Genomic DNA, 14,824 nt, shown 5'->3' with positions numbered 1-14,824 from the left:
TACTGGGCCGCTATCGCACCCACGTCATCGCGACCACAGCGCCCACGAGCACGAGTGGGCCGAACGGGAGCATCGACTGGCGGGTCGCTCGACGGGTGACGAGAAGGAAGGCAGCCGCGAGTCCGCCGAGGAGGAACGGCAGCACACCCGTCCAGAGGACGGCCTGCCAGCCCTGCCAGCCGGCGAGCATACCCAGGAGCACGGCGAGCTTGACGTCACCACGACCCAGCCCACGGCGGTTGACCATGCTCAGGCCGAGGTACACGATGCCGAGCGCGGCGGCGCCCAACCCCGCTCGAGCGAGGTTCTCCCACGCGCCAGTCACCACGGCGGCCGCCACCAGCGGTGCCGCGCATGCGCACATGGCCGGGTAGAGGATCACGTCCGGGAGGCGCTGGTCTCGCCCGTCGATCACACCCAGTGCCGCGCCCGCCACCGCGGCGACGACGAACGCGGGAGTCGCCCAACCTGGTCCAGTTAGCCACACCGCCCAGGCGACGGCGACGACGGCGAGGGCCGCGATCGGTCGCCAGGAGGGGCGCACCTCGCTGACAATCCGCTCGACGAGCGCCGCCGCACGCCCGTGGCCGGTCACGGGCTCAATCGCCGAAGTCGATCGGCAGGATCGTTGTCACCCACTGGCCGACCGTATCCGCGCCCCAGCCGGTCGCGCCCACCAAGGAGCCCAGCAGGACCATTCCCAGCAGCGCTGCCCCGGCGCCGCCGGCGAAGAACGAGGAGTTCCTACCGCCCACCGTTCCGCCCGAGGCCCGGGCGGCGACCCAGAAGGCGACGCCGGTGACGAACACGATCGCGCACAGGATCAGCCCGACGGCGAGCACGCTGCCCGCGATCTCACGCAGCGTCGTGCCGGCCGCTCCGGTGCCGGCGCCGTCGAGCCAGCCGAAGTCGAGTGCCGGGATGCTCACCGTCTCATCGCCGTCAGCCGTGCCGATCCATGTGGGTTTCATGGCAGGAGCTCCGGGTCGGAGACGACGTACCCGTCGTCGATGAACACGGCCGTCACCTCGCCGTCTGCGATCTCGAGGCCGACGAGCAGCCGCAGGCCGGGCCGGGTCCAACCATCGCCGGTGCCGAACACGACATCGGCCTTCAGGGTCACTTCACCGGGTGCGGCCCACTCCGGGTCGGTCTCGTCGACCAGCTCGACGACGCGAGGCAGCGCAACGTGGACCGTCGCGTCGGACGCGATCGCCTCCAGCGCGGTCGAGGGTACGACTGTCACCTGCACGTCGGGGTGCGCCCACTCGGCGTTCGCCCGCTTGACCGCACGACCCCAGGGTCCGAGCGCCGCTTCGTCCTCCCGCCAGGCGAGGGCGGTCGTGAGCCAGCCTCGCGCGGCCGCGAGGTCGGCGTCCGTGACCTCGGCTGGTCCGACGGCGGGGTCCGGGGCATCGTCATCACCTACACGTCCGGCGTCACCTGCCTCGGCGGCCATCTCGGCGGCGTGTTTCTCGCGGTGCTCAGCCCGCTCGTGCAGGGTCGATGGCGTCGGCGCAGGCGCCGAGGCCGACTCGCCTACCGGTGCCGATGCGCTCGGTACCGGCCCACCGTGGCCGGACGTACCGCCGTCGGGCACTCCGCGGAGTGCGAACCACCCCGCTGCGCCCCCGACGAGCGCGACCGTGGCCAGCGCAGCCAGGCCCACGCCCCACGGCGGGACCCGCCGTCGTCGACTCTGCTGCTGGTGCATGGCGTCCTCCGAGGTCAGTACCAGTGCGGGGTGTGGCTGTTCCAGAACGCCCACGCCTGGCACGGGGTGCCGTAGCGGTCGGCGATGTAGTCCAGGCCCCAGGCGATCTGGGTGGCCGGGTTGGTGCGCCAGTCGGCGCCGGCGGCCGCCATCTTCTTCCCGGGTAGGGACTGCGGGATGCCGTACGCGCTCGAGGTCGGGTTCGCGGCGCGGTGGTTCCAGCCCGACTCGGCGGTCCACAACTTCTCCAGGCACCCCCACTGCGAGCCCGTCCAGCCCTGGGCGGCGGCCATCGAGCGACCCAGCGCGCGGTTGCCGTCGGGCGTGCCGTCCGACGTGCCCGACGTCGCCTGCCGCTGCGCCTGCAACGCCGACGAGACGAACTGCCAGTGCCACGGCTCGGCCTTGCTGAAGTCCGGCGAGTCGGGCTCGGCCCACGTGGGGTGGAAGAACCCGAACCTGGAGCCGTTGTTCTTCATCCACGCGTACGTCGCGCTGCCGTAGTCGTTGATCCCGCTGCCGAGGTCGAACGCCAGCCCCCAGCCGTGGTTCGAGTAGCCCGGCGTCGCCGCCAGGAACCCCTTCGATGCCTTCGTCCACACCTGCTCGGAATAGGAGCGGTAGGCATCCGTCACGGCGATGTCGTGCCCGAACTCCTGCTTGAACGCTGCCGTGAGGTCGCCGAACGCCTCGGCCGCGTCGCAGCGGGCCTGATGCCCGGGCGCTGTGGGCACCGGGCACAGCTCCGAGTCGGGGATGCGGCCGTTGGCGTAACCGCCCCAGGCGTTCGCGGACGGGTCGTTGTCGACGAACGTCGAACCGTCCACGGTGTACGAGACGGCGCCACCCTCTGCGATCAGCATGCTGCCGGTGTCGGCGGTGCCGGTCACGGCGGTGACGACGACGGCGACGAGCAGGACGACGGCGGCCAGCGGAGCGACGACGGCGGCGACCACGGCCACGATGATCGCGACCGCGAGACGCCGACCCCGACGGCTTCGCGCCGCACGGACGGCCAAGCCCCGCGCCGCTCCAACCGCCAACGCTCCTGCCACGCCCACTCCCCTAGCTCGCGAGGGCCATGCCCTGGTGCGCGGCCCTTCAGCGGGTACATCGCTACAGCCGGGAGCAGGTCGGCGGGCGATATCGGAAAGCCCTAACCGCAACGGCTCATTGGGGGCGACTCCTGACCTGCGCGAACGCCAAGGTTGACGACCAGCCCGCGGCCACATTGAAGTGTCCGGCGAACCTGAAGCGACCGAGGTTTCAGCCCAGGTCACAGCCCTACCGACCGCATCGGGCACTTTCGGACGCGTCGGTGCTGCGGAGGCGCCTACAGGCCCCGCTTGCGGCGTGGGCCACCCGAACAAGCTGAACGCGGTGGATGTCGGCGGTCACAAGTAGGGTCGGTCCCATACGGGGCCGAGCCGACGGTCGGGCTCGCGCCCAGGCCACCCCGAAAGCCCGTAATGCTCACCAAGGTAGGTAGAAGTGCCCGAACAGCCCGTTGAGACACTCGATCTGACGCCGTCGCCACGCATTCTCGAGATGATCGCCGAGACGGACCTGCAAATCCATCAGTGCCTCGCGGAGTTGATCGACAACTGCTTCGATGAGCTGCAGAAGGCCCGGGAGGCGATTCCCGGCTTCGAGGGGCGCGTCGACATCACTCTCCCGACGGCTGGCAGGGCGAACCGGAACTCAGAGGTTGTCGTCGCGGACTCGGGCAGAGGCATGTCTCCAGAGCAGATGGAGCAGGCTCTCAAGGCTGGCTCGTCGAGCAACAGCCAGTACGGCACGCTGGGGCTCTTCGGAATGGGCTTCAACGTCGCGACTGCGCGGCTCGGTGGTGTCACGGTTGTGAGGTCCGGTCGTGAGGGTGACGACTTCTGGAACGTCGTGACCATCGACCTCACCGAGATGCGTCGTTCGGGAACCTTCAATGCGCCGCTGACCAAGGAACCGAAGCCGCCTGGTGAGCACGGCACGATGATTATCATCAAGAGTTTGCGGCAAGACACGGTGGCCAAGCTCCAGAGGCAGGCCGAGTTGGGGCGCGTGAGGACCCAGCTGGGGAACATCTACACCTTCATGCTCCGCGACCCCCAGCGTTCCTCCTACTCGGGCTCGGACGTCATCGGCGGACTCGCGCTGTCGCTCTATCTCAACGGGAACGCCATCAAGCCGACCGTGCCGTGCATCTGGGCCCCATCTCGAGCGGTCCCCTACAGGGGGCAGGATGTCAAGGCGGTCCGTTCCCTAGACTTTCCGTTGACCAGCGCCTTCGCGTGCATGGACTGCGGGCACTGGATGAGCCTGAGCGTGGACGAGTGCACAGAGTGCTCATCTCACAACGTACATGAGCGCGAACGGCGTATCACCGGCTGGCTCGGCATCCAGCGCTACAACCACAACAGCGACTTCGGCATCAGCCTCATCCGGCAAGGTCGAGTGATCGTGCATCGCGACAAGTCCCTCTTCGAGTGGATTGACGACGGCGACACCCGGCAGGTCGAGTATCCGATCGAGGTTGGCGGCGGGCGGATCGTCGGCGAAGTCCACCTCGATCACGCGCCCGTCACCTTCCGCAAGACGAACTTCGATCGTGAAAACGCCGCATGGTCAACGATGGTCCAGAAGGTACGGGGCGAGGCCCCTTTGCGGCCCAACAAAGCGCGAGAGTTGAATCTCGCAGAGAACGACAGCCCACTCGGAATCCTATTCAATGCCTATCGACGAAATGACCCCGGCTTCCGATATCTGGTGCCGGGAAACGGAAGATCGGCGATCCATGATCAGGCTCGTGAGTGGGCCCGCCTCTTCGCGGCGGGCGATCCTGAATATCAGACCGACTCGGTGTGGTACGCCGCAATCGAGGAGCACGAGGCGATCGTCCACGGGCGCGGCTCCGACCGGCCAGAGCCGACCGCGGACGACAGCTGGCTCACGAATGAAGGGCTCGGCCACCTGGCGGACGGTGACGACGAGTCCGACGAGTCGGGCCAGGTCACCCGTGTGGACGCCGAACCGGACACGCCGCAACGGCCGGCGACCCTCGATGAGCGGTTCGCGCGCTACCGCGAGAACTCGGTGAGCGTTGCCGGCATCGAGGGCAAGGTCTCGATCGGGGGCGCGACCCCATTCATCCGGTGCTACCTGACGAGCGGCGTCGACTTGTCCGCGGAGAGTCATGGGCCCCACTTCGCGATCAGGGTGACCGGTGGCGAGGTGGAGATGTACGTAGCCGGTGAGCACCCGCTGGTCGCCGAGTACGGCTGGGATGCGACGTCGGTGGCGCTCGTTTGCGCGGCCCCTGCCCTCTCCGAGGTTCTCCAGTACAGCGGCACGGTGGACGCTTTCATCCTGAGTGTTCTCGCGGCGCACGACAACATGAAGCTCGATCACGCTGCCGTGCGGTCCCGGGCGGAAGGACTCGTCGAGCGTCTGCGCGATCTGCTCGGACCAGTCGTTGGCGAGACTCCATTGGTGAGCTGGGAGAGTCTTCGCCCGTCGTCACGACGCGAGGCTGAACTCGCCGCTTACAGGTCGTCGTCGTCCATCGACTGGATGAACGCGATCGAGACTGGCAGGTTCGCCGACTACGTCACCGTCGCCGGCATCAAGGACTTGATCGCGGAGGACCCGGAGCGATACCTCGACGGACGGGTATTCAGGACAACCTACTCGGCGTTCGACGACGAGGGAACTCGCGCCGACACGCTCGACCGCCTCGATGGCCTTCTAGGTGATCTCGGCAGGATGCTCGGGGTAACGCGTGGGACGAGCGCTCACGAGCTCAGCAAGTACCTTCTCTCCGCCGAGTTGATCGCCGCGGAGGTGGCTGACTGATGGGGCTGCGCTTCGTAGACCCTGATCTCCTGCGGGCTGGCGGGCCGGCGGGTTTCACCCGGCAGGTTGAGCGCCTGCTCGCGCTGATTGGGTTCGTCGATGTCATCAACATCGACACGTCCGGTGATCAAGGCGGCGATCTGATCGGCCGACTCAAAGGTGAGGACTGGGTCTTCCAGGCGAAGTGGCGGCTCAGAGGAGGAGCGACGGTCGACGCGGACGCGGTTGACGAGGTGCGGAACGCGATGTCCGCGTACCGAATCGATCGTGGTGTCGTCGTGACCAACGGTACCTTCACCAAGAAGGCACGTGCGCGCGTTGACGCGCTTCGCAAGGTCGGTCTCAACATCTCGCTGTGGGACGGAGTCGCACTCGAGAAATTGCACGACCGTGCCAGCGAGCGGATCAGGCCCTTCAGGCTTCACGAGTACCAAGAGCGTGCGGTCGAAGGCGCCTGGACGGCCCTGACCGACACAGGGCGGGCGCTGATCTTCCTTGCGACGGGACTTGGCAAGACGGTCGTCGCAGGACGGGTCGTGACGAAGATCCTGGCTGCCAGCCCCGATGCGAGAGTCCTGGTGATGGCGCACACGACGGATCTCGTCGAGCAACTCGAGCGGTCCATGTGGCGCGACATCCCGAAGAGTGTCGCGACGCGGGTTGTGAACGGGACATCCAAGCCGGATGACCTTCGCGGGGTTACCTTCGCGGTTCTGCCGACGGCCGCGAACTACGTCCGGTCTGGCTTCAAACCAGACGCGATCATCGTAGACGAGGCGCACCACGTCGGGGAGGAGGGCGACTACGCCGACGTCTTCGCCGCGCTGCCGGATGTCCCGAGGCTCGGCGTCACCGCCACGCCGTGGCGCGGCGATCAGTTCGACATCGAAAAGGTCTTCGGTCGCCCCGTCGTGCGCGTGAGCATTTCGGATGGCATGCGGCTCGGCTACCTCGCGAGCGTCAAGTACAAACTCTACTCCGATAACATCGACTGGGACTTCGTTCACGATCACAGCGAGAAGGGGTACTCGATCAGGGACCTCAACAAACGTCTCTTCGTGCCGGAACGCGACGAGGCGATCCGCGATCACCTGACCGAGGTGTGGGGTCGGACGAGGAGTCCGCGTGCGATCGTCTTCTGCCAGACCATCCTGCACGCGGAGGAGATGGCAGGACTCCTTGCCCGAGTCCCGGGATGGACTGCGACGACCGCGATCCACGGTCAACTGACGAAGAGCGAACGTCGCGATCGGCTCATCCGCTTCCGCAACGGAGAGATCCCTATCCTAACCAGTGTGGATCTGCTCAATGAGGGTGTGGACGTGCCCGACGTCAACATCCTCGCGTTCGCCAGGGTCACACACTCGCGCCGGATCTTCGTGCAGCAGCTCGGCCGCGGGCTCAGGATCCGCCCTGGCAAGGAGAACGTCGAGGTGTTGGACTTCGTGTCTGATATCCGACGCCTCGCCGAGATTCACGACCTACGCGAGCAGGTCGGTGAGTCGGAAGCCGAGAGCGTGTCCGTTCCGAGGAACGATTTCGAGTTCACCGACGCAAGGGTCGAGAGCCTCCTAGAGCAATGGATCGCGGATATCGGCGACCTCGCGGGTGCCGACGACAGCGTCCGTCTCGAGTTTCCCCCGGAAGTAGGAGCGTGATCCGTGGCCGAGATCCCGGATGTCGTACGGCATGAGATCGTCGTCGAGCTGTACAAGCGCCTTGATGAGATGCACTGGGAGCAGTTCAGCGCGAGCGAGAGCACGACGGCGTACCAGCGCTTCGTCAATGACCCCGCAGTGGGCGGGAGGCTCGGGACATACATGCCGCGCGGACAGGTCAGAGTGTGGATCAAGGACGGTCCCGCGAAGGAGTACCGGCGCGCCCTTGAGGGCGTCGGAAGGTATGCGCCCTTCACATCACGGCAGTACCCCGGTCCGCAGTCGATCATCGACGGCTCGATCGGAAGTGGGTGGCTCGTGCGACCAGGGTCTCTCGAACACAAGCCAATGCGATGCCGAGCCGCCAAGGGCAACGAGGCGCGCTTCGTGACATGGGGCCCGTTCGCGAACCTCAAGGAACTGATTTGGACCGGCGCCGTTCACATCGCCTCGGGCTCAGCGATCGGTGTCGATGTCGTCGTCACCAAGCCGAGCATCGCGCCGCTGCCACCCGACGACTGGAAGCTGGTGCGCGGTCTTTGCGAAGTCATCGGCGCCACGCCTCATCAGGTCACGAACGCAGCTCGGCGGAAGCAGGGCTGGTCCGCGCCCGTGGTCGAGGACTGACATGGTCGACGGCGCCGTGCTGCGACACGGCGACAGTGGCGGCGCGTCGGACGGTTGCGCGCTTCCAACTCCGCGGTATGGTTTCCCAATGACCGTAGAGCTCAACACCGTCGCCGCAGAACGGACTTCTGTCGAACTCTTCGCCGGGGCTGGAGGGCTCGCACAAGCCGTCGAACGCGCGGGGTTTCGGCCGCTTCTCTTCAACGAGTGGGACCGACGAGCGGGAGAGACGCTCGAGGCGAACGGCGCGAAGCCGCGGGTTGAGCTCGACCGAGTCCCGGCGCCCGGCGAACCGACACCGCTCGTCGTGGGTGATGTTCGCGAGCTGGACATGCGGTACCTGCGCACCGCCGACGTCGATGTCCTCGCCGGCGGGTGCCCGTGCCAGCCCTTCAGCCTCGGCGGCGTCCACAAGGGCGTCGAGGACGAACGGAACGGCTTCCCCCACATGTTCCGTGCCGCACGCGAGGTCCGGCCGAAGGTCATAATGGTGGAGAACGTCCGCGGGCTCTTGCGCGCGTCGTTCCGCCCGTACTTCGAGTACATCCAGCGAGAGCTCACGCTTCCGTTCGCCGAGCGCGCCGACGACACCACGTGGGTTGACCACGACGCGTCGTTGCGTGAGCTGATCGCGGCGGGACATGGCCCCGCGTCTGAGCGGTACGACGTCGTGGTGACCCCGGTGAACGCGGCGGACTATGGCGTCCCCCAGGTGCGCAACCGGGTGGTCATGGTCGCTTTCAGGTCCGACCTCGGAGTGGATCTCGACGTATTCCGGAACGCCGTTCGACCGACACACTCGGAGGCGGCGCTCAACCGATCGATTCGAGATGGTTCCTATTGGGAGCGGCATGGTGGCGTCCCCGCCGCGATACGCGACCGCGTCGTCGCGAGCCTGCCGGAAGCCGGGCAGGATGACGACCTCGCGCCGTGGATCACATTGCGAGACGCAATCGCTGGGATCGACGGCCACCCCGCGCTCCCACCGATTCCCCCGAGGTTCCTGGACCGCAAAGAACGGGGGCTGGGCGGGTTCCGTGATCACATCGGTTGGCCGGGGGCGCGCGTCTACCCGGGCCACACGCCGAACGTCCTTGACCGGCCCGCGAAGACCGTTAAGGCAGGTGTCCATGGTGTGCCTGGTGGCGAGTCCGTGATGCTTCTGGATAACGGCACACATCGCTACATGAGTGTTCGAGAGACGGCGCGCGTCATGACCTTCCCCGACGACTGGCGCCTCGAGGGCCCGCGCGGCGAGAAGATGCGCCAGCTTGGCAATGCCGTACCCGTCAAGCTGGGCGAGGTGTTCGCCCGAGCGATCCGTCAGGTACTCGATCAGGCGGGCGCGTGAGCGGGCGTGACCCAGAACTCCACTTGGCGTGAGAGCCGTCCGGCCGACGCAGCGTGGCGGGGAACCAAGGGCCGGTCCGCCAAGGCGGGGAGCGTCGAGCAGGACCGGGCCGCAGGCGGTCACGAGCGGCGCCTTGTTGACGCAGGCGACGGCCGGGTGGCGCATGCCTCTGTGGAGTTGAAGCTCCTTCCCAAGCAGCGGCGTATCAGGGCATACCTTCGATGGAGCCGCGCGGGCAAGACGCACACCACGTACCTCGGTGAGGTCGATCGGCCGACACGAGCAGAGAACCTGCGCGCCGCGTGGGACACCGCACGCGCGAAGGAGCTACTCGTCGAACCGGATGCCTCCTGGGCCTCGTCGCCCGCATCTAGAGCCGTCATGAAGGCGAACAAGCCACGGGACACTATGCCCGAGCTGGCGGTTCGTTCGGCTCTCTTCGGGATGGGGCTGCGATACCGCGTAGGGACCCGCCCACTCCCTAGCCTCCGGCGAACCGCCGACGTTGTGTTCCCACGTGAGCGGGTCGCGGTGTTCGTGGACGGGTGCTTCTGGCACGGGTGCCCAGATCACCATCGCCCGGCGACCGGCCAGACCTCGGCGTTCTGGTCGGAGAAGATCTCGGCGAACCGCGCCCGTGACGCTGATACCAACCGCCAGCTGATCGATGAAGGGTGGGTAGTGATCCGGGGATGGGAGCATGAGCCCGCGCAGGTGGTCGCGGCGCGCATCCGCGAGGCTGTGCTACAGCGTCGTGAACGGTAGTTGCACATCGCCTGTGAGGCCAGTTTGGGTTCCTCGCACGAGATGAGGTGCATCGGTCGGCGGATGCCACAGCGCATGAAACCCCTGGTGACAGAGCCGCATGTGCCAAGATCGGCACATGAGTTTCGTACCCGCGTACTACGACCCGCTCTCGACCACGGGGCTGACAGCTGTCGTTTGCCAGAAGTTCGAGGAGCAGCCCGCGACGACGTTCGCGAACATCGCGGACTTCGACGGCGCTGGGCTCTACGCCATCTATTACGACGGGGTCACACACGGCCTCTACAGCAAATTGAGCACCCTCCTCGTCCCGGTCTACGTTGGGTCGGCGCAGCAGAACGCAAGTGCGACGGGGCGCTCGGCGCCCACAGCGAACCCGTTGTACAAGCGGGTACAGAAGCACAAGAGGTCGATCGACCAGAGCAGTCTCGATCTTCGCGAGTTCTCCGTACGCATGCTCCTCATGCCGGACGTCCACATCGACCTCGGCGAGAACGGGCTCCGCGTGGGATACAAGCCTGTCTGGAACGCCGTTTTCACGGGCTTCGGCAGTAACGAGCAAGGGTCGACGACGCGAACCGGCGCTCAATCAGCTTGGGATACGGCCCACCCAGGGCGTTCGCGGACCTACGGCTCAGCCAGGAATGCGGCAACTGTCGCCAAGGAGCAGTCGATCGCGAGCAAGCTGATCGACATGCAAGTGGCACTTTGCGGCGCGCGCGGCTCAATCGACTGGACCTCTTACGACCCTCACGCGATCGAGGTTCCGAAGAGTTAGCCTCGATCTTTCATCCGACGGTCGACCGGCGCTGGTGTGGCGTTGTTGCCGTGTTCGGGTGCTGATTCTGGCATGTGGGTGCGACGGGGTGTCGGCTGTCACTGTCGTGGGACACGCGAGCCCGTCGGCGTTCTTGGCCTGGGGCAGGGGGCCGAGCAAGAGGCGCATGGCCGCATCTTCCGCGTACTGACCCTCCCGCAGTAGGGCCTCACGCGTCCTGGCGAGCCGACCCCCTGCTTCATTAACTGCTTCACGAAGCGTCCGTTCACGCGCGGACGCTCACGAACCGCCACGGGCGAGAATCCGCCGCTCAGCGCGCGCTTGCGCAGGTGGTTCTTGATTCGGGACGAAGAGGTCGCAGGTTCAAATCCTGTCACCCCGACTAGCCGAGAGGCCCTCTGAACAGCGGGAACGCTGCCCAGGGGGCCTCTCGTCGTACACGGCCACGAAGCACCCGTGGCGTAGCGTGGCCACATGACGTCGGACCCGTCCGTGCCCGAGCACTCCGCCGAGCAGGACGGCACCGCAGCCCTCGACGCGTTCCTCTCCGTCCGGCCGCAGCTCTTCGGGATCGCCTACCGCATGCTGGGTGGTGTTGCGGAGGCGGAGGATGTCCTGCAGGACACGTGGATCCGGTGGCAGAGCACCGATCGGTCGCGCGTCAAGAACCCTGCTGCGTTCCTGACCACGGTCGCGACGCGCCTGGCGATCAACGCGACGACGTCGGCGTACGCCCGGCGCGAGACGTACGTGGGTCCGTGGCTGCCCGAACCGGTCGACACCTCGGAGGACCCTGCCCTGGGTGCCGAACGGGCCGAGGCGCTCGAGGTCGCGGTGCTGGTCCTGCTCGAGCGGCTCACTCCTGTCGAGCGGGCCGTCTACGTGCTGCGGGAGGCCTTCGGCTACCCCTATCGCCGCGTCGCGGAGACCCTGGACCTGACCGAGACGAACGCACGCCAGCTCGCACGCCGGTCGCGCGACCGTCTCGGCACCCGTGATGCGGTCACCGTGGACCGGGACGAGCACCGCCGTCTGCTCGGAGAGTTCCTCGCCGCCGCACGGGACGGGGAAATGAGCCGCTTCGAGCAGTTTCTGGCCGAGGAGGTCGTGGCACGCTCGGACGGTGGCGGGCGTGTGCACGCCGCCCGTGTCGACCTGGTGGGCGCCGAGCGGGTCTCGCTGTTCTTCGGCAGCCTCTGGCGCAAGTACGGCGACGGCGTCGAGGCGAGCTTCGTCGAGGCGAACGGACGTCCCGCGCTGTCCTTCCGGCGGGACGGAATTCTCACCGGGCTCTTGTCGCTCGAGGTCACCGCTGCGGGTATCGAGCACGTGTTCGTCCAGGTCAACCCCGACAAGCTCGCAGGCTTCGCACCGTGAGCGCCACGTATTCCCTCGACGAGGCAGCAGCGACTTCCTAGCGTTGCCTCATGCACATCGACGTGGACCGGCTCGACGCGGCCGTCACCGAGGCTGTGGCCGAGGGGCACTTCTCCGGCGTCGTGGCGGTCGACGTCGCGGACGATCGCGTCCTCGAGCGCGCGTCCGGCGACGCCCACCGCGCGCTGCAGGTGCCCAACACGGCGTCGCACCGGTTCGGCGTCGCGAGCGGCAGCAAGGCCTTCACCGCCCTGGCCGTGATGCGGCTCGTCGAGGACGGCGCGCTGCAGCTGACGACGCCGGCGCGCGACGTCCTGGGCGCAGATCTTCCTCTCGTCGACGACGCGGTGACGGTGGAGCACCTGCTGACGCACACGTCCGGCATCGGCGACTACCTCGACGAGGAGGCCGACTGGGAGGTCGACGACCACGTCCTGCGCTCCCCCGTGCACCTGTTGGACCGTGCCGAGGCGTTCCTGCCGGAGCTGGACGGGTTCCCCCAGCAGTCCGACCCCGGCGAGCGGTTCGCCTACAACAACGGTGGGTACGTGGTCCTGGCGCTGATCGCCGAGAGGGTCAGCGGGCGCACGTTCCACGACCTGGTGCACACCGAGGTCTGCGACCGCGCCGGCCTGACGGCGACCCGCTACCTGCGCTCCGACGGCCTGCCCGGGGACGTCGCCCTCGGGTACCTGGACGCGACGGGCAACCGCACCAACCTGCTGCACCTTCCCGTGCTCGGCAACGGCGACGGCGGCATCTACACCACGGCCGGCGACCTGCACCGCTTCTGGCGGGCGCTGTTCGCCGGGCAGATCGTGGCACGGGAGACGGTCGAGGAGATGACCCGCGCCCGCCACGACGTCCCGGCCGAGGACCTGCGCTACGGGATGGGCTTCTGGCGGCACCGCACAGGTCCGGCCGTCATCCTCGAGGGCTACGACGCCGGTGTCTCGTTCCGCTCCACGCACGACCCGGCCACCTCGACGACGGTGAGCGTCCTGGGCAACACCTCCGAGGGTGCGTGGCCGGTCATCGGCGCCACAGCGGGGCTGTTCGACTGACGCCTCGCAGCGCGCAGCGGCAGGTTCGCTCGTAGCATCGCACCAGGCAGCAGCGCCACGAGGAGGCACGCAGATGTCAGACGCCAGCGCCCCGATGTCCAGCCGCACGGTCGGGACGGCCCGGCGACTATGGGGCCTCGTCTACCTCCGGGGCGCCGTCCAGCTGGTGGCCGGCGTCGTCCTGTTCCTCAACCCGGAGGAGGGCCTGACGTGGCTCCGATGGCTCGTCGGCATCGTGATCGCCGTCCAGGGCGTGCTGCTCGTGGTCGAGAACCGGCGTGCCACCGGCGGCTCCGACGGTGAGGACCTCAACGCCCGGCTCGTCGCCGGCATCGTCAGCATCGTGGCGGGCGTGCTCATCGTGGTCTGGCCGTCGATGACGAGCCCGCTGCTCTTCCTGCTCGTCGGCATCTGGGCGTGCTTCGCCGGCGCCATGGCCCTCGCCGGCGGGTTGCGGGGCCGCACCGCCCGCACGATGGCGTGGGACTGGCAGCTCGTCAACGCGGCCCTCTGGCTCGTGCTCGGCGTCGTGCTCCTGGCCGGGCCCACCGATGACACGACGACCGTCGCCCTGCTGCTCGCGCTGTACCTGGTGCTGTCGGGCGCCGTCGTCCTGGTGGGTGGCCTGGCGACGACCACCCGTCAGAAGGACGCGGACGCGACCGTGGCGCCCGGCCTTGGACCTGAGCCCGGCGCTACACCGTAGACGGTCGACGCCTGTCGGCCGGCAGTTCGACGGGGTCGTCCAGCCGTTCCAGCACCCGTCGGGTGTGCCGGAGGGCCGGATCGACGGACCTCGGACGGACCTCGTCCGCCTCTGGTGTCCCGACAGGTTCGTCTACGTTCGTGGTCAGGCTGGCGATGCCGACAGCCACTCGTCGAAGGTCACCGACCCTCGCGGCCCTTCGCCGTCGGGCAGCAGCGCCCCACCCCGGAACGCGGCTCCCGCCCCGGGGAAGTCGACCGGCAGCACCCACCGCCGTCGTCCCCGCGCGCGCAGCAGCCGGCGGGCCATGTCGACCATCTGCTCCTCGCGGGGACCCGCGATCTCCGGCGCCTGACCTCGGGCCGGCCCGGCGGCGACCTCGGCCAGGTACGTCCCCACCTCGGCCGCGGCGACGGGCCGGCACCGCATCCGCGGCATGATCCCCACCGGGCCGGGGACCTGGCCGAGCACCTGCCCCGGGAACTCGTGGAACTGCGTCGCGCGCACCACCGACCACGGCACGTCCCCCGCTCGCACCACCTCCTCCTGCTCCAGCTTGGCGCGGTAGTAGCCGTACCCCGACGCCCGGTCGATGCCCACGATCGAGAGCAGCACGTGGTGCCCGACGCCGGCCCGCACGCCGGCGGCCACCAGGTGGCGCGACGTCGTGGTGAAGAACTCCGTGGCGACCTTCTCCCGCAGGCTCGTGACGTTGAGCGTGTCGACGACGGCGTCCACCCCCTCGAGCGCGGCGTCCAGCCCGCTCCCGGTCGCCACGTCGACGCCCCGTCCGCGGGAGAGCACCACCGCCTCGTGCCCGGCGCGCTCCACGGCGGCCACGACGTGCCTCCCGACGACTCCGGTCCCACCGGCGACTGCGATCCTCATGCTGCTCACCCTCCTGTTGCGACCCGTTCCAGACATTCGACAGCACA

At 68.0% G+C, this 14,824-nt stretch carries 14 protein-coding genes; 9 read left to right on the top strand and 5 right to left on the bottom strand.

The features are described from left to right. Positions 1-10: 10 nt before the first annotated feature. The 4 genes from MWU57_RS08000 to MWU57_RS07985 form a co-directional block, all read right to left on the bottom strand. Positions 11-595, bottom strand: a complete 585-nt coding sequence (locus tag MWU57_RS08000; RefSeq protein ID WP_246908616.1) for an A24 family peptidase — start codon at positions 593-595, stop codon at positions 11-13. Positions 596-599: 4 nt separating this feature from the next. Then, positions 600-929, bottom strand: coding sequence for a hypothetical protein (locus MWU57_RS07995; RefSeq protein WP_246908614.1), 330 nt, complete (start codon positions 927-929; stop codon positions 600-602). 38 nt (positions 930-967) lie between these two features. Then, positions 968-1,459: a hypothetical protein gene (locus tag MWU57_RS07990; protein ID WP_246908612.1), complete on the bottom strand. Its 492-nt coding sequence runs from the start codon at positions 1,457-1,459 to the stop codon at positions 968-970. Positions 1,460-1,728: 269 nt separating this feature from the next. After that, on the bottom strand, positions 1,729-2,670 hold the full coding sequence (locus MWU57_RS07985) for a D-alanyl-D-alanine carboxypeptidase family protein (RefSeq protein WP_246908609.1): 942 nt from the start codon (positions 2,668-2,670) through the stop codon (positions 1,729-1,731). Positions 2,671-3,205: 535 nt separating this feature from the next. Between MWU57_RS07985 and MWU57_RS07980 the strand changes: the two genes are divergently transcribed. The 9 genes from MWU57_RS07980 to MWU57_RS07940 all read left to right on the top strand — a co-directional run bounded on the left by MWU57_RS07980 (position 3,206) and on the right by MWU57_RS07940 (position 13,889). Further along, positions 3,206-5,563, top strand: coding sequence for an ATP-binding protein (locus tag MWU57_RS07980; RefSeq protein ID WP_246908606.1), 2,358 nt, complete (start codon positions 3,206-3,208; stop codon positions 5,561-5,563). After that, a complete protein-coding gene (locus tag MWU57_RS07975) occupies positions 5,563-7,221 on the top strand; it encodes a DEAD/DEAH box helicase family protein (protein ID WP_246908604.1) in 1,659 nt (552 codons plus the stop codon). The genes MWU57_RS07980 and MWU57_RS07975 overlap by 1 nt, the downstream gene beginning before the upstream one ends. A 3-nt stretch (positions 7,222-7,224) precedes the next feature. Next, entirely contained in the window at positions 7,225-7,848 is a 624-nt protein-coding gene (locus tag MWU57_RS07970) for a hypothetical protein (protein WP_246908603.1), read from the top strand. Between the two features lie 88 nt (positions 7,849-7,936). Next, on the top strand, positions 7,937-9,199 hold the full coding sequence (locus tag MWU57_RS07965) for a DNA cytosine methyltransferase (protein WP_246908602.1): 1,263 nt from the start codon (positions 7,937-7,939) through the stop codon (positions 9,197-9,199). A gap of 6 nt (positions 9,200-9,205) precedes the next feature. Beyond that, a complete protein-coding gene (locus MWU57_RS07960) occupies positions 9,206-9,964 on the top strand; it encodes a very short patch repair endonuclease (protein ID WP_246908600.1) in 759 nt (252 codons plus the stop codon). A gap of 118 nt (positions 9,965-10,082) precedes the next feature. Further along, a complete protein-coding gene (locus MWU57_RS07955) occupies positions 10,083-10,742 on the top strand; it encodes an Eco29kI family restriction endonuclease (protein ID WP_246908599.1) in 660 nt (219 codons plus the stop codon). A gap of 474 nt (positions 10,743-11,216) precedes the next feature. Next, positions 11,217-12,119 (top strand): RNA polymerase sigma factor SigJ, encoded by a 903-nt coding sequence (gene sigJ / locus MWU57_RS07950; protein ID WP_246908598.1) that lies wholly within the window; start codon positions 11,217-11,219, stop codon positions 12,117-12,119. A gap of 50 nt (positions 12,120-12,169) precedes the next feature. Further along, positions 12,170-13,183 carry a serine hydrolase gene (locus MWU57_RS07945; RefSeq protein WP_246908597.1) on the top strand — a complete coding sequence of 338 codons (1,014 nt, stop codon included), beginning with the start codon at positions 12,170-12,172 and terminating at the stop codon, positions 13,181-13,183. A gap of 73 nt (positions 13,184-13,256) precedes the next feature. Then, positions 13,257-13,889 carry an HdeD family acid-resistance protein gene (locus MWU57_RS07940; RefSeq protein WP_246908595.1) on the top strand — a complete coding sequence of 211 codons (633 nt, stop codon included), beginning with the start codon at positions 13,257-13,259 and terminating at the stop codon, positions 13,887-13,889. A 144-nt stretch (positions 13,890-14,033) separates the two neighbouring features. Here MWU57_RS07940 and MWU57_RS07935 read toward each other — a convergent pair whose 3' ends face one another. Continuing rightward, the gene (locus tag MWU57_RS07935; RefSeq protein ID WP_246908593.1) at positions 14,034-14,777 is read right to left on the bottom strand and encodes an SDR family oxidoreductase; all 744 of its coding nucleotides are present in this window, start codon (positions 14,775-14,777) and stop codon (positions 14,034-14,036) included. Positions 14,778-14,824: the final 47 nt, after the last annotated feature.

It is taken from the genome of Isoptericola sp. S6320L (assembly GCF_023015685.1).
In the GTDB taxonomy this organism is placed as follows: Bacteria; Actinomycetota; Actinomycetes; order Actinomycetales; family Cellulomonadaceae; genus Isoptericola; species Isoptericola halotolerans_A.
The sequence above is the reverse complement of the archived record's forward strand: the minus strand, read 5'-3'. Positions and strand labels throughout refer to the sequence as shown.

Excerpts from the sequence above, each read along its gene's own strand:
- MWU57_RS07990 (WP_246908612.1), bottom strand. The coding sequence starts at position 1,459 with ATGGCCGCCGAGGCAGGTGACGCCGGACGTGTAGGTGATGACGATGCC.
- MWU57_RS07975 (WP_246908604.1), top strand. The coding sequence starts at position 5,563 with ATGGGGCTGCGCTTCGTAGACCCTGATCTCCTGCGGGCTGGCGGGCCG.
- MWU57_RS07965 (WP_246908602.1), top strand. The coding sequence starts at position 7,937 with ATGACCGTAGAGCTCAACACCGTCGCCGCAGAACGGACTTCTGTCGAA.
- MWU57_RS07955 (WP_246908599.1), top strand. The coding sequence starts at position 10,083 with ATGAGTTTCGTACCCGCGTACTACGACCCGCTCTCGACCACGGGGCTG.
- sigJ (WP_246908598.1), top strand. The coding sequence starts at position 11,217 with ATGACGTCGGACCCGTCCGTGCCCGAGCACTCCGCCGAGCAGGACGGC.
- MWU57_RS07945 (WP_246908597.1), top strand. The coding sequence starts at position 12,170 with ATGCACATCGACGTGGACCGGCTCGACGCGGCCGTCACCGAGGCTGTG.
- MWU57_RS07940 (WP_246908595.1), top strand. The coding sequence starts at position 13,257 with ATGTCAGACGCCAGCGCCCCGATGTCCAGCCGCACGGTCGGGACGGCC.
- MWU57_RS07935 (WP_246908593.1), bottom strand. The coding sequence starts at position 14,777 with ATGAGGATCGCAGTCGCCGGTGGGACCGGAGTCGTCGGGAGGCACGTC.